This window comes from Dendrosporobacter sp. 1207_IL3150 (genome assembly GCF_036763085.1).
GTDB lineage: Bacteria > Bacillota > Negativicutes > DSM-1736 > Dendrosporobacteraceae > JBAIYU01.
This window is the reverse complement of record NZ_JBAIYU010000002.1, coordinates 1-19864: the sequence shown is the minus strand read 5'-3', so window position 1 is coordinate 19864 and position 19864 is coordinate 1. Positions and strand designations below refer to the sequence as shown.

The window sequence follows — 19864 nt, the reverse complement described above, 5'->3', positions numbered from 1 at the left end:
TGAACGTCTAAATAAGGAGGAAATAATAAATGAACATTATTCAAGCTCTTGAACAAGAACAACTTCGCAAGGATATTCCTTCATTCAAACCAGGGGACACAGTACGTGTTCACGTAAAGGTTGTCGAGGGTAACCGTGAGCGTATCCAGGTTTTCGAAGGTGTTGTAATCAACCGCCAAAGCGGCGGAGTACGTGAGACTTTCACTGTAAGACGTGTTTCTTATAATGTTGGTGTAGAGCGTACATTCCCTGTACATTCTCCTCGTATCGAAAAAATCGAAGTAGCTCGCAGAGGTATCGTACGTCGTGCTAAATTGTACTACTTGCGCAACCTTACTGGTAAAGCTGCTCGTATCAGAGAAAAACGCTAGTATTGATAGGGACTGTAATGCAGTCCCTATTATTCATTTCAATCAGGGGGAAAACAAAGTGAGCAATACAAGTCTGGGTGAAGAAATAAAAGACTGGGTAGTATCGATACTTATAGCAGTGGTTTTAGCCTTTTTCATTCGATATTTTATTGTTGAACTATATATGGTCGAAGGACCGTCAATGAGACCTACACTGGTAAACAGTGAAAGATTGGTTGTAAATAAATTTATCTACCGTTTTAAAACTCCGGAGAAAGGCGAAGTATTAGTATTTCGTTATCCCCGCGACCCCAGCAGAGATTTTATTAAGCGTGTAATTGCTGTGGCTGGCGATACTATTGAGCTTAAAGAAGGGCGAGTATTTGTAAATGGTCAGCTTTTAAATGAGCCTTATATTCTTGAGAAAACTCGCGGCTCATACCCTCTTTCAACTGTACCTGAGGGCACTGTCTTCGTAATGGGAGATAATCGTAATAACTCAGAAGACAGTCGGTTTAAGGATGTAGGTTTTGTCCCGCTTGAACTTATTAAAGGAAAAGCAGTTCTGGTGTTTTGGCCATTAGACCACATAAAGTCGCTGCCATAGTTGAATACTATATAAGATAAACTTTTCGCAGAGAGTGATATTGATGAACGAAACTAACGAAACACCTCAAATGAACATAAATTGGTTCCCTGGACACATGGCAAAGGCCCAGCGAATGATTCGCGAAAACCTAAAACTGGTCGATGTGGTTATTGAGCTTGTTGACGCTAGGCTACCTATCAGCAGTGCTAATCCAGTAATCAATGATATTATTGAAAATAAGCCAAGAGTAGTGGCGCTAAATAAAGCAGATTTAGCCGAACCTGACTGGACTGAACGATGGATAGCTGAATTTCGCAGCAGAGGCTTACAGGTAGTTGCGCTAGATTCGATGACCGGAAAAGGGGCAAAAACCTTAGTAAGCAGAGTAGAGCAGCTTGCCAGTACCAAGATCAACAGCCTTATTGCCAAAGGGATAAATCCGCGGGCAGTTCGTGCAATGATATTAGGTATTCCGAATGTCGGGAAATCTTCGCTTATTAACCGACTATTAGGCACTGCAACAGTCCGTACTGCTGATAAACCTGGCGTAACTAGGGGGAAGCAGTGGATTAAAATTGGCAAGAATTTAGAGCTCCTCGATACTCCAGGCGTTTTATGGCCAAAATTCGAGGACCCCGAAGTTGGCTTCAAGCTTGCGGTAACGGGGGCCATTAATGATGAAGTATATGACATGGAAAAAGTAATGGCAAAGTTTTTAACTTTTCTTCAGGAAAACTACAGTGAAAGATTAATAGAGCGCTATAAGCTTACACCTCCATTGCCCCAAGACAGCGCTGAACTACTTAAAGTTATTGGTGCTAAGCGCGGCTGCCTGCGCAGCGGAGGAATTGTTGACGAAGAAAAAGTGCGGCGAATAATCTTAAATGAATTTCGCGCAGGCAAACTTGGCCGATTTACATTAGATGATATAAAGTAAATATTTTAACTTCAAAGAATAGCGTAACACGCTATTCTTTTTTTATTTGGAAATTAAGGGAGGTCTCTATAGTCGTCGAATAATGATGAAATTAAAGTTGACAACTGTGTGTCAACTTTATAAAGAACGCTGACAGGGTTTTTCTGACTTATCAAGAATATACAAGAAATAGAATGTTTTATTATTTCGGAGTGATTATTTTGCATAAAAGCCATTTAACTGTAGCACAAGTGTCGTCTCTTCTAGCCCAAGATAATGTTCCCGAAAGCGCAATTACTTCTCTTAAAGACGATTCACGGGTTTCTGTTATTCGTTTACTGCAGAAATGGCAGCAGCGCCAATTAGAGCTCGAGATTGAAAAAGAACGTCTGCGCAAGATGTTTTTTCACGAACAGCAGCTATATGATAAAGGCATTAAATTGATTGCAGGAGTTGACGAAGCTGGCCGAGGTCCGCTAGCAGGACCTGTTGTAATCGGAGCAGCTATATTGCCAATCGGATACCATTTGCCTTATTTGAACGATTCAAAAAAGCTTTCAGCTATACAGAGACTAAAATTGTACCAAGACATTAAAAAGAATGCCATTACAACAACTCATATCGTAGTTGACGCGACTCAAATCGACGAGCTAAATATATATCAAGCTACCGTTAAAGGAATGTACGAAGCAATAGCCTCGCTTACTCCTCAGCCAGAAGCTGTATTGATTGATGCAGTGCCACTGACTGAAATAAAAATTCCGTCCTTATCATTAATTAATGGTGATGCACTGTCTGCCTCAATAGCTGCAGCTTCGATTATTGCTAAAGTTGAGCGGGATGCTATTATGGAAAACTACGATAATGAGTTTCCTGGCTATGGTTTTGCTAAACATAAGGGCTACGGAACGGCAGAGCATATAAAAGCAATAAACAGCCTAGGACCGTGCACAATACATAGAAAAAGTTTTGAACCCATAAAATCGTGGGGGGATAGTAATGAAGGTTGATCTTGGAATCGCCGGATCTGTGGCAAATCACCTTCGTGACATGAAAAATTCAAGTGTAGACATTGATGGTCAGCAGAGTATCGGCACTCCCGGGAAGGCAGTACATACTCAACTGGCAATTGATGAATCCATTAATATGATGCTAGAGCAATTGTCAAAAACAATGATGAAGAGAAATGAATTGCTTCAAGCTCTGCCACAGCCTATAAAAAATCAAGCTGAACAGATACTGAAGCAAACTCAGCCGAAGGATACGCTGTTTAGCCAAGGTCTATCTAATTTAATCAAAACTCAGAACTTCACTGTTGAGCAGTTAACTTCCCTAACAAAAACCCTTCAATTTCTAGGCGCAAATGTAGCTAAAACTTCTAAATTACCCAATTCGCTTGATATACTTTTACAGAATAGCTTTCCATCCGAGCCAGATGAAAACGGAGGAGAGCGCCTTACCAACAACCGGTTGTACTTACTTATCAGTAAATTGTCGGATACTACAACTCAGGAACAAACTGCTTCATTTATCAAAAAGATATTTGGGACAGTAGTCCGTGGTGATGATGTAACGCCGAATGACAGCTTTAAGCAACTGATTGAAAGCTTTGCCAAAAGTAATGACAACCTTAAACAAGGACAATTATATAATGGTAATCTAACGAGTGGCAGCCTAGCAAATGCCAAATCCGAGAAAATACAAGCTGATTTGAAACTCCTAACCCAAATGGTAAAGGCTCTTGCTCAATTTATTATGGAAAATAGTAAACCTCAGATTAGTAAAAATGATATGTCTGTGCTGAGGGGATTTCTTAAAGAAGATGTACTAGCCAGTTACTCAAAAAAGGACTTAGAAAGCTTACAGAATATTATCAAAGCTTGTGTTCATAGTACTCCGAACACAATAAGGCAAGCCGCTGAAAAATATAATATGCCCGAACTACAGCAGTTATGGGTACTAAATCAGTTAAGTGATGTAAGTGAACTAAGTGGTTTAGATCAAAAGACGATGAATAGTGCCACCAAGCTGTTAGGTGAACTTGCTCAATCATTTAAGTCGCCGCAAATTCAAAATAGCGAAAGCGCCGAAAGTCATCGTATAATGGCTTTTACCACGCCAATTTATTTAGGCGATAATGGCCAAGCATATCCGGCCTTTATCCATGTCTTTCAGCAGAGTGAAGAAAACCATGGCGGTTTGCAGGAACAAAAACGCGAAACATGGGTAAGAATCTGCTTAGACACCGAAAATATGGGAATAGTTGATTTGATGTTTAGGCTTTACAAGGATAATAATCTTAGTCTAAAACTTGGTTTCACTGAACCCAAAGCAGCGCCGCTTTTCAGTGAGCTTGTCCCAGAACTACGTAATGCGATCGAAACTACCCCTATAATATTGACGGATATTAGTATTGGTTCAATAGGTGAAAAATGAGTGTTAATCATGAAAAACCAAAACAAGCAGTCGCCCTGAATTATAATCAAGAAAAAGATACTGCTCCTAGAGTTGTAGCGAAAGGCTCCGGTTACGTAGCTGAACAAATTTTGGCTTTGGCGCAAAAAAATACAGTCCCTGTGTATCACAATAAGACTCTAACAGGAGTATTAATGGCTATTGACTTAGATCGCGAAATTCCTCCTGAGCTATATCAAGCAATAGCAGAAGTTTTGGCTCATGTATACCGGATTGATCAGCGGTTAGGAAAACTCCCCAAATAGGAGGTTAGCATGCGTCGAATTCTCTTGGATAACATATCTTCAAGAATGAAGCTGGCAAAGCCGCTATACAGCTCAGATGGCACAGTGCTTTTTAATGCCGGAACACAAATGAATGCGGGCATTACTTATCAACTTAAGAAATTAAAAGTAACATACGTTTATATCGAAGAAGACTCGGCGTTTGATATCGATGTTCCGGATGTTATAAATGAGAAAACTCGTGTCAATGCTGTCGCTAGTGTGAAAGAGTTATTTGAAAAAGTCAGACTAGGGCAGAATATTGATCTTAATCAGATTCGAAAAACAGTTGACCTTCTTGTTTCTGAGTTGTCCAAAAATAAAGGAATGGTAAATTTCATTGATATGAGAACAGTCGATGACTATTTATATAGCCATTCTGTTAATGTATGTGTTTTATCAATAATGGCTGGCATAAGTATTGGTTATGATAAAGAATGCTTGAATGAGTTAGGTGTAGGAGCATTGCTTCACGATATTGGAAAACTAGGAGTATCACCTGAACTATTAGCAAAAAACGGTCGATTTAGCCAGCAGGAAGAAGATGAGATAAAAGAACATCCTCTTATAGGGTTCAACATACTCGACAAAAATCCTAAGATTAGTTCGCTTTCGGCTCAATGTGTTATGCAGCATCATGAACGTATTAATGGATCAGGTTACCCGAAGGGCTGTAAAGGGGATGAGATTAACCGATATGCGCAGATTGTTGGTATAGCAGATGTATACGACGCTTTAGTGTCAGGATCTTGCTACCGACGGGCTACGTCGGTATATGAAGCTATTGCGCTTATTAAAAAAGCATCAGGCACTTGCTTTAACAATGAATTAGTTCAGGTTTTTACGGATAATATAGCGGTTTATCCTATTGGGTCAGTAGTACGGTTAAGTAATAAGCAAATAGGTGTAGTTGTTGATGTATCGCGCGAGTCTAAAACAAAACCTGTGCTAAGGATTTTGTTAGACGAGAATAAAGTGCCTGTAACTGATTTTTCGGAAATTGATTTGTCTAAGAACACTAGTTTATATATTGCCGATACTGTAGAAAGATAAATCGCAATTGAATAAACGGCTTAACGCTAGAAATGCATCAGCGTAAGCCGCTCATGATGGACAAGTAACTATAGCATGGGTTAACGTATCACTGTCTTTTACTGCTAAGCTAATGCTGATAGCTTCTATGAATCCCTGTCCGTACAGTTAATCAACATAACTTATATTTAACGGTAATTTATGCCTGAGGCTTTTTAGTCTCAGGCTTTTTTTGTTCCTACGAAAAATTCACCGACTAGATTTTTACGATTTCTCATTTAATTTCCCAGGTGGATCACAATCTACTATTTTTTCTAACATCAAGTAGAAGCGCCTCTGTACTGAAGTCTTAAGATAACGATAATCAATGGACATGCCAATGCGTATAAAATCATGATAAAAGCCGAATTTATTAAGGGCTGAATGAAGAGACCGACGAATAGCATTAAAGAACCCTTCTCACATTACGACACCTCTTTGAGCATATCTCAATAAAAGCTGGTATTAATTCTATATATAACACTATACTTTCTAGATAAAATAGAATGGCTGATCTATATAGATCAGCCATTCGTGGAAAAGGGTAGTTGTTCTTGTGTGGTTGGTAAGATTCGCTTATTACATAATATGTAGGGGAAGTAAGAATGTGATTTATTAATTCTTAGATTCGATAAAATTAAGTAAATCTGCTTAACGAATGAAAATGGTTTTATTATTAAAATGTAAAACATTCTAGCATCACACATAGAAATTTAATTTAAAGGGGTAGTGGTCAGTAAGCTCTATTATTTAGCTTACTAAAATTAAATGACGCATGAAATTTATAAAATATCCAAAATAGAATCCAATTAGATAGATATGAGTAGAAATAATTCCATCAATATTGATGCGTCATATGGCCTGTTGCTATATGAATATATTCAATTGTTATTGAGAGTCCAGTCCAGATAAACCAATATGGTAGCATGTTTGGTAATGTTTTTTCTTTTTGGAGCCATTGAATGAATAAATATGTAACTACAACGTATATACCTAGATCATCTGCTATTTGTACGACCCATTTGGGTTCTTCTCCAAAATATTCCCAATACATTATTGCGTGTTCAGTTAGGTCATCGGTAAGCATACCCAAACCTGAAGCAAGAACACAGACTGGTAGAATTTCTCTCCAACGTGATTTGTCTGCAAGAATAAACCATATTATCCACGAAATAAAGAATGTAATCATAAAAAACAAGTCCAACTGATTCACCGCCTTAAACTAACAATACTTTAAACTATTATTTATATGGATTCTAAATTTATTTACTTCGAATAAGAAACAACTCAAATAAATGTGTGATGAGAAGAAAACAAATCCTTATAATTTTTTGATCTGCTGAAAGAACTCAGATAAGTTTGAAAGCTCTTTTATAGCTTTGCATAAACATACTAAAATTGTGAATCCTAAATTAAGGTGTAGTTTTAATTGCACCACATACTGATGATGTAATTAATGAATTTTAAATAAGATAGCTCAAGGAGGTATAAAATGTCATTAACCATATGGATGAGTAGTGATATGAAAGAGAAAATTTCTTATAATGAAGAATTCTCTTTAATGCAAGTCGGGTCTATTCAATCAGTAACTCTCGGTAATAATATAAATGAAGCTAAAAATGTTCTTAAAAAAATGGGCAGAGAAGATATTATAAAACAATTACATCAATAATAGCTTTAAACAAGATGAATCTAGAAAAGCAAAAGAGCCGCAAGGCTCTTTTTTTATACAAGTTACGTTTGCCCCGTAAGCATTCGACGCGCTGCGTAAGGTCGACTTATATACAAAGAGGTCTAATATAAGGTATTTCACGTTCTTTGGTTGCTTATACTGTAGATAGATTAATCGCAATAGATTATAAGGCTTAACGCTAAATATATTAGCGTAAGCCGTTGTTTTTTGTTATATTTTATTAGATAGCTGACATTTACAAAGCAGGATGTTACCTATTTTTAGGGAATAATGTAAGTTGAGGTGTTAGCTTTGAACCATATAGCTCTTGGTGAACTAGGTGAAAAGGCGGCTATTAGTTATCTTGAGACTAAAGGATACACTGTATTAGTACATAAATATCGAACAAAGACAGGTGAGATCGACATCATTGCAGGCGACGGTGGCGTTATTGTATTTGTAGAGGTGAAAACTCGTAGAAATAATGCTTACGGACTGCCCTGCGAATCGGTGAATTATCGTAAACAACGGAAAATAATTAAGACTGCACAATGGTATCTTAACCATTCGGGAGCATACGATAGTCCCTGCCGGTTTGATATATTAGAAATTATCATCACGAATTTAAAAGAAAAACCTTGTATAAATCATATTATTCACGCTTTTGGCGAGTAAAGGAGTATTTAGCGTAGTTATGCGTATAGTTATTGGAATAACTGGAGCAAGCGGCTCTATTTATGGAATTAGATTAATTGAGGTACTAAAAGCTGCCGGATGTGAAATTCATGCTGTTGTATCAGAAAGCGGATGGCAGGTACTGGAATATGAGTGCGTTATAAATAAAGAGATGTTAAAAATGAAAGTTGATTATTTACATGATGTGAATAATATCGGAGCGTCGATAGCAAGCGGTTCATTTAGGACAGATGCGATGGTTATTGTCCCCTGTTCGATGAGGACCCTTGGTGGCATAGCAAATGGTATTGCGGATAGTTTGTTGACTAGAGCAGCCGACGTAATGTTGAAAGAAGGTCGACCGCTATTGTTAGTTCCACGAGAAACGCCGCTGAACGCAATTCATTTAGAAAACATGCTTAAACTGGCACGGATCGGAGTTAAAATTATTCCTGCTAGTCCAGGTTTTTATCATCGTCCCCAAAATTTGGAGTCAATAGTTGATATGATGGTCGGAAAAATTTGCGACATGCTTAAGATAGAACATACTCTTTTTGAACGCTGGCAGGGAAATTAGTAATCTAGGGGTGACGACGTGTTTGCGCAAACCTATGGGTCAACCACACTAGGGCTTAATGGTGTTTTAATTAATGTTGAAGTAGATATTACTAATGGAATACCGGCACTAGATATTGTCGGTTTGCCTGATACTGCCGTTAGGGAATCTCGTGAAAGAGTTAGGGCTGCTATTAAAAACGCTGGCCTAGAATTCCCAACTAGGAGAATTACTATAAACCTTGCACCAGCAGATATGAAAAAAGATAGCTCGGGTCTTGATTTACCGATAGCAATTGGAATTTTAGCAGCCAGCGGACAATTAGATGCAGAAATTGTTAAAAAATATATCTTTATAAGTGAGTTATCGCTAGAAGGTAAACTTCGAGGAATTACTGGGCTCTTACCGATGGCTATTAACTCATTACACCAAAATATGACCACAGTTTTCGTAGCTCCTGATAACGTTCATGAGGCGCTTTTAGTGGAAGGTTTAACAGTTTTTGCACCATCTTCATTATTAGAGGTAGTTCTGTTTCTTAAGGGTGAACAGGATCTTTCACCTTTAGCGAAGGTTTCTTACGAGGAGAATAGAGCGAACGATGAAGCGGATTTTGCTGATGTTCAAGGACAGTTTGCAGCCAAACGCGCGTTAGAAATAGCAGCTGCTGGCGGGCACAATGTACTAATGGTGGGACCACCAGGCTCAGGGAAAACCATGCTTGCTAGAAGAATTAATTCCATATTACCGACAATGTCTAATCAGGAAGCTTTAGAAATAACTAAAATATACAGTATCGCTGGTCTTTTGACTAATAATGCCGGACTTGTTAAAAACCGACCGTTTCGAAGTCCGCATCATACAATTTCAGATGCTGGTATGATAGGCGGGGGAAGAATTCCCCGGCCAGGTGAAGTTACCTTAAGTCATAATGGAGTATTATTTTTAGATGAACTGCCTGAATTTTCTAAGGGAGCTTTAGAAGTACTGCGTCAGCCACTTGAAGATGGACAAGTAACTATATCACGGGTTAACGCTTCACTGTCTTTTCCTGCTAAGCTAATGCTAATAGCGTCGATGAATCCCTGTCCATGCGGTTTTTTGACTGATAGCAGCAATCAATGCAGTTGCTCACCTAATGATATTCGACGATATACGAAAAAAATATCAGGCCCGCTATTAGATCGTATTGATATACATATGCATGTGCCACGCTTAGATTACAGTGATTTATCATGCGACAAACCAGTGGAAAGTTCTGCAGCAATCCGTGAAAGGGTTGAAGAAGCTAGACTTAGACAGCGTAACCGCTTAGCGAAATTCGGCCTTTTTTGCAATGCCCAGATGGGGCATAAGAACCTTAAATCGACATGCCCACTTACCGCCGAAGCGCAATATCTTTTGAAACAGGCATACACCAAAATGAACTTAAGTGCCCGAAGCTATGACAGGATAATCAAGGTTGGTCGCACCATCGCCGATTTAACACAGTCTGAAAAAATTACGGATATCCATATAGCTGAAGCAATACAATTACGTAGTAATAATTGCAATTTACACTAACGGGGGTGGTTTTCTGTATCATTTATTAAAGCCTAATTGTATTGCTAAATCGCTGCATGATATCGAATTAGAACTATTAAAGAAAAAAGGTATAAAGGGTGTTATTTTTGATTTGGATAACACAATTATTGCTTGGGATAGTCCTAGTATGCAGCCAGAAATAATTTCGTGGATAGGCAGTTTACTTGAGCAAGATTATCGGATTTGCTTATTATCCAATAATATGACTCACAGGGTTAAAAATATTGCCGAGCTATTAGGTGTTCCTTATGTCCCCAAAGCTTATAAGCCAGCTAAAACTGGATTTCGCCGGGCAATCGCCCAACTAAAACTCAAACCGTCTGAAATAGCCGTTATAGGAGATCAGCTATTTACAGATGTTCTCGGGGGCAACAGACTCGGTCTATTTACAATCTGGGTAGCACCGCTTAGTACAAATGAATTTATCGGGACCAAGATTACTCGGAAATTAGAGAAATTGACTGTTCGTTTATTGAAGTTCAAAGGGATTATTAAATAAACGTACTAAAGAAACAGCTATTATTCAATAGCTGTTTCGAATATTTTCCGTATAATACCTTTAGTAGGTACACCTTCATGAACTTTTATGTCATCAATAAAATAGGTAGGCACATAATAATAATCATACTTACTAGCGACACTTGGCTGGACATTCTCATCGATCATTGAGATATCTAAACCAAGATATTTTGGATTTTCCTTTTTAAGTTCCTCCATCCAAGCTAGCGCTCTCTGGCAATGCGGGCACGACCCCATTGTAAACATGAGTATTGGTTTCATATATCCTCCGATTAATTTTGAGTTAATTACGGTTGTAACGCGACTTCACTTAATATTATATGCAGTCACTACTAATAGATATGTCCGTATTACGCATAACGAAAAAGAAATACGCTGAAAATATAAGGGAAAAGACAGTTTAGTTCTTCAGAAATTGGGGGATATCATGGTAGTGATTGAAAGTAGAAATCAAGGAAAGTATTGGGAGTTAGCTATAATTCTGGGTATGGATGAATTAAGACAAATAAATCCTGAATATACCGACACGCAATTATCTATTGATAAAGATAAGTTTTATGATATTGAAAGCTCTTTAGGAGTTGGAACAATAAGACAAGAATTACCTAAAGCTTTTCAGATACCAGATGAAGTAGAGTGGAAGCTGGTTGATGAATTTGGCAAAGAAATTCCCGAAATGAAAATTGGGGATTAAGGTAGGTTATTTCATCTAAAAAGTATAAATAGTAACGGCCTGGAGCGTACTCCAGGCTGTTACTATTTATACATAAATTTCATTAATAAAAAAAACGGCACAAAGATATCCATTAAATTTACATAACTTTGCAGGAAGTTCCCTTAGATTGAAGAAGAATTAGATAACGAAACTGATATTACGAAAGGGTATGGGCGAATGGTAACAGGAAAAACAAAATGTCTTGGAATACTTGGCTGGCCGGTTGAGCACTCATTCTCACCGCAAATGCAAAATGCAGCATTTAAGTCAGCAGGACTTGATTATACATATGTTCCGCTGGCAGTACATCCTGAACAACTTTCAAAGGCTGTCAATGGACTAAAAGCACTTAGTTTTGTCGGAGCCAATGTGACAATTCCGCATAAAGTTACTATAATGTCATACTTAGATGAGCTCGACCAAAGTGCCAAGATGGTTGGAGCCGTTAATACCATTGTTATTAGAGACAATAAAGCTTATGGCCATAATACTGATGCCTGCGGCTTTATTCAGTCACTTTTAAAAAGAGGGGTTACACTTTCTGGTAAGCACGCAGTTATACTTGGAGCTGGCGGAGCTGCCCGTGCCGTAATTTGGGGGTTAATTGAGCAAGGTATAGCGTCCGTTTCAATTGGGGTTCGTAATGTTGAAAAAGCACAGGACTTAATGAATGTTTTTACACCTTTCGCTAATATTAGCGCCTATCAGTGGCCATCGACTAAGTTTGACAGTATAATATCTAACTGCGATATATTAATCAACTCAACTCCGCTCGGCATGTACCCAAATGTCCAAGCCGAACCACAAGTAGATTGGCCAAATTTAACTCGTCCAATTGCAGTATGTGACTTAATATATACACCTACAAAGACTAACTTTCTATTACATGCTGAACAGCAGGGTCATCTTATCATAAACGGAATGGGTATGCTTGTGGAACAAGGGGCAGCGGCTTTTACTCTATGGACTGGGGTTCAGGCACCAACGGAAGTGATGTATGCTGAACTTGCACGTAAAAAAGTGTAAATCTTTGTAAAATTTTATAATAACTTACTGTTGTATTAGCAGGAAGTTCCCCATAAATCGCGAATAACAATTGTGAGAAATAAATATTTATTGGAAGCAATGATATTCAGGACGAATGTGGGCACTTCAAGCCTGAGGGGAGCAAGTAGTGCAACCGGCCAATTAAACATTTGTATGTGTTTAGTTAGTTTTGGTTGCTTTTTTTAATTTTAGGTGGTGAAATTTTGCTTAAGAGCCGTAAGCGATTAGGTGACTTATTAATTGAAGCTAACTTTATGACACAAGAACAGCTTGATAAAGCGCTCGTTGTGCAGAAGAAGACTAATGAACGGCTAGGGAAGGTTTTAATAAACCTTGGCTACGTTACCGAACAAAATATTATTGAAGCCTTGGAATTTCAGCTTGGAGTTCCACATATGCAGCTTTCGGATATTAAGATAAGCCGCGAAATAGCTTCAGCAATTCCCCAGGCTTTAGCAGAGCGATATCAAGTTATTCCCGTTAAAAAAGTCGGCAAAAAGCTCGTTTTAGCTATGGTTGATCCAACTAATTTTTACGCAATTGATGACGTCCGCATGGTTTGCGGCTGTGATATTGAACCAGTTATAGCTTCAGAGCGGGAAATTGTCCAGGCAATTAGTGAATCCTATGGAGTGCAGGAGCTTGTAGAAAAGGTTGTAAGTAAGATTAGTGCCCATGATGTAACTGACATTGCTGAAGTTGAAACCGCAAATGATGCTCCTGTTATAAATGTTGTTAATTCACTAATCAGCCAAGCAATTAAAGAACGAGCTAGTGATATACATATTGAACCACAGGCGACATCGCTTAGAATACGCTATCGTATTGATGGGGTACTGCGAGAGACTGCATCCTTTCCTCCGCACACCCATCCACCCATAGTTTCTAGGATTAAGATTATAAGCGATATGGATATTGCCGAGAAGCGCGTACCACAAGACGGACGCATTAAGTTTCAAGAGGCAGGTCGGGAAATAGATTTACGCGTTTCAACACTACCAACTATTCTAGGTGAAAAAGTGGTAATGAGGATTCTAGATAAAAAAGCGATTATTTTAGATGTTAACAAACTGGGTTTTACCGAAGATAACCAAAAGAGGTTTAAGACCTTAGTTAGTCAGTCATACGGTATGATATTAGTTACTGGTCCAACTGGTTCGGGTAAAACAACAACACTTTACTCTACACTTACCGGACTTAACTTGCCTGGAAAAAATATAATTACTGTTGAAGACCCAGTAGAGTATCGACTCGACGGCATTAATCAAGTGCAGGTAAACTTTAAAGCTGGACTAACTTTTGCCAACGGCCTACGCTCAATTTTGCGCCAAGATCCGAACATTGTAATGGTCGGCGAGATTCGCGACAATGAAACGGCTGATATTGCCGTAAGAGCTGCATTAACGGGTCACTTGGTTCTCAGCACACTGCATACAAATGATGCGCCAGGAGCAATTTCGCGATTACTAGATATGGATGTTGAGCCATTCTTAGTAGCATCATCTGTTCTAGGTGTTGTTGCTCAGCGACTTGTCAGGACTATTTGTCCTGACTGTAAGCAGCCCTATATGCAAACCCCAGACTCACCTGAAGGAATTTTCCTCGGACTCAAAAAAGATGAGCCAGTACTGTTACATAAGGGTATAGGCTGTGCGCGCTGCGGATATACAGGCTATCGTGGACGAATGGCTATTCATGAAGTAATGATTATTGATTCGGAAATTCGCGGTCTTATTAATAAAAGAGTATCTAGTGATGAATTAGGTGCTGCTGCCAGCAGACAAGGTATGCGCACTATGAAGCAAGATGGTATAGACAAAGCTCTTGATGGACTGACAACGATTGAAGAAGTTATGAGGGTAGCGTATTCGGGTATATAGTGGAGGAACCAGCTATATGATGAACGACTTATTACATGAGGCATTTTTACGAAAAGCTTCTGATTTACATATAACAGTTGGTGTACCGCCGGCTTTTAGAGTTAATGGCAGTTTAGTTTTTAGTAATGCGGCACCAAGGTTACTGCCAAATGATACGCTAGCTGCCCTAGAAGCAATAACCACAGAGGAGCAGCGAGCAAAATTTGCGCAGACCGGTGAGTTGGATTTCTCTTACGCAATTGCTGGCCTAAGCAGATTCCGTGTGAATGCTTTTCGGCAACGCGGTTCAACTGCTATTGTCATTCGATTGGTTGCAGATAAGATTCCAACTTTAGAACAGTTAGGACACCCAGAAGTACTTAAAACCATGGCTCTTAAACCTCGCGGACTTGTACTTGTTACTGGCCCGACAGGCAGCGGTAAATCAACAACATTGGCAGCTATGATTAACCTAATAAATTTAACAAGGTCCTGCCATGTGATAACTTTGGAAGACCCGATAGAGTATCTTCATAAACACAATAATTCGATAATTAACCAGCGTGAACTGCACGCCGATACCAGCTCGTTTTCAACTGCATTGAGAGCAGCACTCAGGGAAGATCCTGATGTAATTTTGGTTGGTGAGATGCGTGATCCCGAGACGATTGCGACAGCCATTACAGCGGCTGAAACAGGCCACTTGGTTTTCGCTACGTTGCATACAGGTGATGCTGCTCAAACTATTGACAGGATAATAGATGTCTTTCCTCCCTATCAGCAGCAGCAAATCCGCATTCAGCTATCATTAACTCTTCAGGGTATTGTAGCTCAGCAGCTTCTCCCAAGATCGGATGGGTCAGGGCGAATAGCTGCTCTAGAAATACTTGTAGCAACACCTGCGATAAGAAATCTAATTCGTGAAGGCAAGACTCACCAGATTATTTCAGCCATTCAGACTGGCGGGAAGCTTAATATGCAGTCTATGGATAATGCCCTGCGCAATCTGTACCGCGGCGGCTTGATTTCATACGAAGAAGCCTTGTCTAGAGCCACGGATCAAGACGGTTTCAGCCGCCTATGCAGCAGTTACTAATTAACCTTTATATATAAATGTAGAATGGAGTTGTAATGGTGGCAAAAACATTTGCCTATAAGGCCAAGGATCGATCAGGGCAATTGTTGTCCGGCACTATTGTAGCAGAAAACCAAGCTGCAGTTGCCACCTTCATTAGGGAAAAGGGATATTTTATAACGCAAATAAAGGAACAAAAATCAAAAAAATCACTTATTGCGTCAATTAATAATTTAAAACCAGTAAAACTCAAAGACTTAGCTGTAGTTTGCTGGCAGTTCTCCACGATGATAAACGCAGGCATGTCGCTCATAACTGCGTTAAATACAATAATTGAGCAGACCGATCATCCGAAACTAAAAGATGCCTTCAAAGATGTTTTGAAAAAAGTTCAAGAGGGTGAATCATTATCGCATGCCATGTCAGACCATCCTAAAATATTTCCTAATCTAATGATAAACATGATTGAAGCAGGCGAAGTAGGTGGTGTGCTGGATGAAGTACTGGCTCGTCTGGCTACCCACTATGAAAAACAATATAAAATGAATGAAAAGGTAAAGTCAGCTATGACTTATCCGGCAGTAGTACTAACTATGGCGGCGTTGGCAGTTGCATTTATCCTAACATTTGTACTACCGACCTTTATGAAGATGTTTGAGGGTATGAAAACTGAATTACCTCTTCCTACTAAAATATTAATCTTATTAAGTAACTTTATGCAAAATTATTGGCCAGTTCTCTTATTGTTAGTTGTCGCAATAATATTAGGACTTGTATATTTGTATAAAATACCTAAATACCGTGGACATGTTGATTCTCTATCACTGAGATTACCTGTATTCGGAATATTAATTAAGAAGATTGCAATTGCACGATTTAGCAGAACATTTGGAACTCTTCTAAGGGGAGGGGTTCCTATTATCACCGCCCTTGAAGTAGTAAAGAAGACAACTGATAGCATTCCGATTGTGAATGCTTTGACAACAGCTCAAATAAGTATTCGTGAAGGCTTAGGATTATCAACACCCTTAGGTAGTAGTAATATTTTTACGCCGTTAGTTATTCAAATGGTAGCGGTTGGCGAAGAGACTGGTGAATTAGATAAAATGTTAGATAAGATAGCCGATTTTTATGAGAGTGAAGTTGATGATAGTGTAAATAGACTTAATAGTTTATTGGAACCGATCTTAATAGGTGTGCTTGGGGTAATAATTGGGGCAATTGTCATATCAGTTGCATTGCCTATGTTTGATGTTATAACAACTGTCCATATGTAATTTAAGTATACTTTTAAATGAAGGGAGGTGAATTTATGTTGAATGATTTAAGAAAAAAAATGAAAAATCAAAAAGGTTTTACACTGGTAGAATTAATGGTGGTTATTGCAATTATTGGCATATTAGCAGCTATCGCAGTACCTAAGCTTACTGCGGCATCGGATAGTGCAAAAACTGCTAAGATTCAAGCCGACCTTAGAACATTAGAGGGTGCTTATGCGATGTTCCTTGTGAATAGCGCAGCTCTAACTAAAGATACTGTCGTTGATAGCACAGCGACTACTGCAACAAAAACAGCACTTACTAACCAAATTGATCCATTGCCACCTGTTCCTGCTGGCTACGGCGGGCATTATGTAGTTAACGATGGCAGAATTGCTTACTCTAAAGCATCTGGAACTTATCAATATTCGAGCGAGACTACTTTTACAAAGTAATACAAAATTCCAAGGCGGCTAGTGCCGCCTTGGTGATCTAAATATAAAGGATTTATTATGAATTTTACATATACCATTTTAATAGGTCTACTAATTGGTAGTTTTCTGAATGTATGTATCTATCGACTGCCAAAAGGAGAGTCCGTAGTTTTTCCCAGTTCCTATTGTTATAGTTGCAAAAGCAATCTGAAACTATTTGATTTAATTCCTGTTGCAAGTTGGCTAATGCTTTTTGGTAAATGCCGTTACTGTAATACGCAAATATCTATTCGCTATCCGTTGGTGGAATTATTAACAGGTATTCTGTTTAGCGTATGTTTTCTAAAGCTAGATATAACTCTAGAACTAACCAAAGCACTAATCCTAACATCCTTTTTGATCGTAATCACTTTTATTGACTACGACCATCAGCTCATCCTTGACAAGGTCGTTATATGGCTTGCAGGAGCTGGTGTTGTTATAAACCTTATTCTCAATAATATAAACCAAATTTTAAGCTCATTTGATATACAAACTAGCTTTATTGTCAGCTACACAAGTATTCCTGACATGCTTCTAGGCGCACTATTAGGCGGTGGTTTGCTTTTGCTCATCGCTGTTGCCAGTCGTGGGGGAATGGGTGGAGGCGATATCAAATTCGCCGCAGCCTTAGGTCTTTGGTTGGGGTGGAAGTTTACCCTTATGACTCTTTTGATTTCCTTTATACTAGGCGGCGTCTTTGGCGTAATTATACTTGCCTTAAAGCTTAAAGGAAGAAAAGACTATATTCCATTTGGGCCGTTTATTGCCGCAGGTGCATTCATAAGTTACCTTTATGGAATTGATATTCTAAAACTTTACATAAGGTGGATTATGTGAGACAAAAAGGTTTCACCGCTATCGAAGTACTCATTGTTATCGCAATATTAGGCTTAGTGGCTGGTATTGCAGTGCCAAGGATAAACCACTCAATGGCGCTGATTGAGCTTGATAATGCTGCTCGCGAGTTGGCGGCTGATTTACGCTGGCTGCAGCAAAACTCTGTCAATGCTACAGCAGGTTCAAGTTCATTAGGTATTTCCTCTGATCCAATAGCATCATTATATTTTTACACTTCATCACCTTATGGTTATTACATAACTAAAAACGCGGTTACAATTAAAAAGAAAATATTTCCAACTACTGTTGAAGTAGTTGGATTTTATAATAAAATATCCTTTGGTACAAATGGCTATATCGTTACTCCTGTTACAATTAATCTACGCAGCGGTAGTGTCTATAAAAAAGTGATAGTTGATGCAGTCGGCCGTATACGAATAGAATAAATTGTAACGGAGGACAAGTTTTATGACTTTTAGACAACAGGGCTATCTAATGGTAGAGGTTATTGTTGCTATTGTTATTATCACTGTTGCTCTACTCGCTTTTCCAGCACTAAATATACAGTCATTTAAGGCTAACACCCAAGCTGCTCACTATACTGTTGCTGCCAATCTGGCGCAAAAGCAACTGGAATTACTAAAAAATAAGGACTCCAACTATTGGTACAGCCATGCAAATGATTCAAATATTCCATGGCAGGACTCATCTCAAGTCCCTCCTTTAGTACTAAACAACACTACCTACAATATAAAAACTGAATCAGGTTCTGTTGCTGAAGATAATAACTTAGTCAAAGTTACAGTTAGAGTAGAATGGAAATCAGAAGATAAAAACCAAGCTATTCAATTGTCTACGTTTTTTTCTAAGCACATTTAAAAGGTAGTTGAGTGGAATGGACTTACTTAGATTAATTAAGTGTTTAAAAGGCCAGAAGGGGACTACGTTAGTTGAACTTATTGCAGCAATAATGCTGACTGCAATGTTATTGTCAGCCATTGCGGGTGTACTCTCAACTTCTATGGCTGCTTGGCGTAATGGTACTAGTCGCACTGACGTTCAACAGACCGCTCGTTACGCTGTTGACAGTATTGTCCGCGATGTAAAATTCGCGAAATCAATTAATGTGTTATCTTTCAAGCAGATCGAAATAGTCACTGATAAATACGCGACACCGAATCAGAAAATAACATATAAGCTAGATACAGCCTATTCGCCGTACATACTTCGTCGTAGCAGCCAGCCGGTAACTGGAGGAAGCACAAACACTACTATACATATTAGTAATCTAGAGATATCTGTTCTTGCACTTAGTAAAAATTTATTGCCTAAGACAATTGGAATCAAACTCGTGGCAGAAGATTTACAAACGGGTCAGCAGATAACTATTGAAACTGCAGCCTCTAGCATATTTATAGATCCATAACTTATATGGGTGTGATATTAATGTATAGGCTTAAAAAGAGTTTAACCCAGCAAGGTACCGCAGGTGTGATGGCGCTCGTTGCGTTGGCTTTCCTTAGTGTTATGGGCACTGCTTTAATGTCCTTAACTACAACAGAGTTAGAGATAGCCTGTGAATTCCGTGATGGTATTATGGCGCAGTACTTAGCTGAGGCAGCGGTCGTTCACGCCTTAGTCAAACTCAAGAGTGATCCGATCTTTGTTAATAATACTGCAATACAAAGCGCTACAAGTAAAAACACGCTAATACCTTATAGTGGAACATTTCCAGGCACATATAAAGTAATTGTTACTGGCTCGGGGGTAGACCGGACAATAACGGCAATTAGTTCGGTTAGTCAGTACCCACCCGTAAAACGGGTGGCTTGATTACGCCCTATAAGGGCATGACACTAGCTGAGTCTCAAGACTCTCTGAAAAAGTCTACCAACCGCATAACCTTTTCAGTCAGCCCCTAAAGGG

The 19864-nt window shown here is 38.9% G+C and carries 25 protein-coding genes, 1 pseudogene and 1 riboswitch; of the genes and pseudogenes, 24 read left to right on the top strand and 2 right to left on the bottom strand.

All coding sequences use genetic code 11. From position 1 onward, the window contains the following. Positions 1 to 29: 29 nt before the first annotated feature. The 8 genes and pseudogenes from rplS to V6C17_RS15935 all read left to right on the top strand — a co-directional run. Entirely contained in the window at positions 30 to 371 is a 342-nt protein-coding gene (gene rplS / locus V6C17_RS00335; protein WP_127035180.1) for a 50S ribosomal protein L19, read from the top strand. Between the two features lie 58 nt (positions 372 to 429). Further along, positions 430 to 957 (top strand): signal peptidase I, encoded by a 528-nt coding sequence (lepB, locus tag V6C17_RS00330; protein ID WP_333520572.1) that lies wholly within the window; start codon positions 430 to 432, stop codon positions 955 to 957. Positions 958 to 1000: 43 nt separating this feature from the next. Continuing rightward, positions 1001 to 1876, top strand: coding sequence for a ribosome biogenesis GTPase YlqF (gene ylqF, locus V6C17_RS00325; protein WP_333520571.1), 876 nt, complete (start codon positions 1001 to 1003; stop codon positions 1874 to 1876). 200 nt (positions 1877 to 2076) lie between these two features. Next, the gene (locus V6C17_RS00320) at positions 2077 to 2865 is read left to right on the top strand and encodes a ribonuclease HII (RefSeq protein WP_333520570.1); all 789 of its coding nucleotides are present in this window, start codon (positions 2077 to 2079) and stop codon (positions 2863 to 2865) included. After that, the gene (locus V6C17_RS00315) at positions 2855 to 4291 is read left to right on the top strand and encodes a hypothetical protein (protein ID WP_333520569.1); all 1437 of its coding nucleotides are present in this window, start codon (positions 2855 to 2857) and stop codon (positions 4289 to 4291) included. The genes V6C17_RS00320 and V6C17_RS00315 overlap by 11 nt, the downstream gene beginning before the upstream one ends. Next, complete coding sequence (locus V6C17_RS00310) at positions 4288 to 4575, top strand: EscU/YscU/HrcU family type III secretion system export apparatus switch protein (protein ID WP_333520568.1); 288 nt, start codon at positions 4288 to 4290, stop codon at positions 4573 to 4575. The genes V6C17_RS00315 and V6C17_RS00310 overlap by 4 nt, the downstream gene beginning before the upstream one ends. Positions 4576 to 4584: 9 nt before the next feature. After that, positions 4585 to 5646, top strand: coding sequence for an HD-GYP domain-containing protein (locus tag V6C17_RS00305; protein ID WP_333520567.1), 1062 nt, complete (start codon positions 4585 to 4587; stop codon positions 5644 to 5646). A gap of 67 nt (positions 5647 to 5713) precedes the next feature. Then, positions 5714 to 5797 (top strand): annotated as a pseudogene (locus V6C17_RS15935) (hypothetical protein); the annotation flags it as partial. Positions 5798 to 6502: 705 nt separating this feature from the next. On the opposite strand, the gene V6C17_RS00300 reads toward V6C17_RS15935, so the two are convergent. Further along, the gene (locus V6C17_RS00300; protein ID WP_333520566.1) at positions 6503 to 6868 is read right to left on the bottom strand and encodes a CBO0543 family protein; all 366 of its coding nucleotides are present in this window, start codon (positions 6866 to 6868) and stop codon (positions 6503 to 6505) included. A 288-nt stretch (positions 6869 to 7156) separates the two neighbouring features. On the opposite strand from V6C17_RS00300, the gene V6C17_RS00295 reads away from it, so the two are divergent. From V6C17_RS00295 to V6C17_RS00275, 5 genes are all read left to right on the top strand, one after another. Further along, positions 7157 to 7336, top strand: coding sequence for a hypothetical protein (locus tag V6C17_RS00295; protein WP_333520565.1), 180 nt, complete (start codon positions 7157 to 7159; stop codon positions 7334 to 7336). Between the two features lie 312 nt (positions 7337 to 7648). Next, a complete protein-coding gene (locus V6C17_RS00290; RefSeq protein WP_333520564.1) occupies positions 7649 to 8011 on the top strand; it encodes a YraN family protein in 363 nt (120 codons plus the stop codon). A 19-nt stretch (positions 8012 to 8030) separates the two neighbouring features. After that, positions 8031 to 8588 (top strand): UbiX family flavin prenyltransferase, encoded by a 558-nt coding sequence (locus V6C17_RS00285; protein ID WP_333520563.1) that lies wholly within the window; start codon positions 8031 to 8033, stop codon positions 8586 to 8588. 18 nt (positions 8589 to 8606) lie between these two features. Beyond that, positions 8607 to 10130 carry a YifB family Mg chelatase-like AAA ATPase gene (locus V6C17_RS00280; protein ID WP_333520562.1) on the top strand — a complete coding sequence of 508 codons (1524 nt, stop codon included), beginning with the start codon at positions 8607 to 8609 and terminating at the stop codon, positions 10128 to 10130. Beyond that, positions 10087 to 10650 carry a YqeG family HAD IIIA-type phosphatase gene (locus V6C17_RS00275; RefSeq protein WP_333520613.1) on the top strand — a complete coding sequence of 188 codons (564 nt, stop codon included), beginning with the start codon at positions 10087 to 10089 and terminating at the stop codon, positions 10648 to 10650. Before V6C17_RS00280 ends, V6C17_RS00275 begins: the two co-directional genes overlap by 44 nt. 20 nt (positions 10651 to 10670) lie before the next feature. On the opposite strand, the gene V6C17_RS00270 is transcribed toward V6C17_RS00275, so the two are convergent. Continuing rightward, positions 10671 to 10931 carry a glutaredoxin family protein gene (locus V6C17_RS00270; RefSeq protein WP_333520561.1) on the bottom strand — a complete coding sequence of 87 codons (261 nt, stop codon included), beginning with the start codon at positions 10929 to 10931 and terminating at the stop codon, positions 10671 to 10673. A 166-nt stretch (positions 10932 to 11097) separates the two neighbouring features. Between V6C17_RS00270 and V6C17_RS00265 the strand changes: the two genes are divergently transcribed. The 11 genes from V6C17_RS00265 (at position 11098) to V6C17_RS00215 (ending at position 19771) form a co-directional block, all read left to right on the top strand. Continuing rightward, entirely contained in the window at positions 11098 to 11364 is a 267-nt protein-coding gene (locus tag V6C17_RS00265; RefSeq protein ID WP_333520560.1) for a hypothetical protein, read from the top strand. A 198-nt stretch (positions 11365 to 11562) separates the two neighbouring features. After that, the gene (locus tag V6C17_RS00260) at positions 11563 to 12411 is read left to right on the top strand and encodes a shikimate dehydrogenase (RefSeq protein ID WP_333520559.1); all 849 of its coding nucleotides are present in this window, start codon (positions 11563 to 11565) and stop codon (positions 12409 to 12411) included. A gap of 83 nt (positions 12412 to 12494) precedes the next feature. Next, a riboswitch (cyclic di-GMP riboswitch) is annotated at positions 12495 to 12580 on the top strand. A gap of 55 nt (positions 12581 to 12635) precedes the next feature. Beyond that, the gene (locus tag V6C17_RS00255) at positions 12636 to 14312 is read left to right on the top strand and encodes a GspE/PulE family protein (protein WP_333520558.1); all 1677 of its coding nucleotides are present in this window, start codon (positions 12636 to 12638) and stop codon (positions 14310 to 14312) included. 16 nt (positions 14313 to 14328) lie between these two features. Further along, the gene (locus V6C17_RS00250; protein WP_333520557.1) at positions 14329 to 15387 is read left to right on the top strand and encodes a type IV pilus twitching motility protein PilT; all 1059 of its coding nucleotides are present in this window, start codon (positions 14329 to 14331) and stop codon (positions 15385 to 15387) included. Between the two features lie 38 nt (positions 15388 to 15425). Continuing rightward, positions 15426 to 16643: a type II secretion system F family protein gene (locus V6C17_RS00245; RefSeq protein ID WP_333520556.1), complete on the top strand. Its 1218-nt coding sequence runs from the start codon at positions 15426 to 15428 to the stop codon at positions 16641 to 16643. 35 nt (positions 16644 to 16678) lie between these two features. After that, the gene (locus V6C17_RS00240; RefSeq protein ID WP_333520555.1) at positions 16679 to 17080 is read left to right on the top strand and encodes a prepilin-type N-terminal cleavage/methylation domain-containing protein; all 402 of its coding nucleotides are present in this window, start codon (positions 16679 to 16681) and stop codon (positions 17078 to 17080) included. Positions 17081 to 17137: 57 nt separating this feature from the next. Continuing rightward, complete coding sequence (locus V6C17_RS00235) at positions 17138 to 17938, top strand: prepilin peptidase (protein ID WP_333520554.1); 801 nt, start codon at positions 17138 to 17140, stop codon at positions 17936 to 17938. Beyond that, positions 17935 to 18384: a pilus assembly FimT family protein gene (locus V6C17_RS00230; protein WP_333520553.1), complete on the top strand. Its 450-nt coding sequence runs from the start codon at positions 17935 to 17937 to the stop codon at positions 18382 to 18384. The genes V6C17_RS00235 and V6C17_RS00230 overlap by 4 nt, the downstream gene beginning before the upstream one ends. A gap of 22 nt (positions 18385 to 18406) precedes the next feature. Continuing rightward, positions 18407 to 18817: a prepilin-type N-terminal cleavage/methylation domain-containing protein gene (locus V6C17_RS00225; protein WP_333520552.1), complete on the top strand. Its 411-nt coding sequence runs from the start codon at positions 18407 to 18409 to the stop codon at positions 18815 to 18817. A 16-nt stretch (positions 18818 to 18833) separates the two neighbouring features. Further along, positions 18834 to 19364 carry a PilW family protein gene (locus V6C17_RS00220; RefSeq protein ID WP_333520551.1) on the top strand — a complete coding sequence of 177 codons (531 nt, stop codon included), beginning with the start codon at positions 18834 to 18836 and terminating at the stop codon, positions 19362 to 19364. 20 nt (positions 19365 to 19384) lie between these two features. Continuing rightward, positions 19385 to 19771, top strand: a complete 387-nt coding sequence (locus V6C17_RS00215; protein ID WP_333520550.1) for a hypothetical protein — start codon at positions 19385 to 19387, stop codon at positions 19769 to 19771. Positions 19772 to 19864 lie beyond the last annotated feature (93 nt).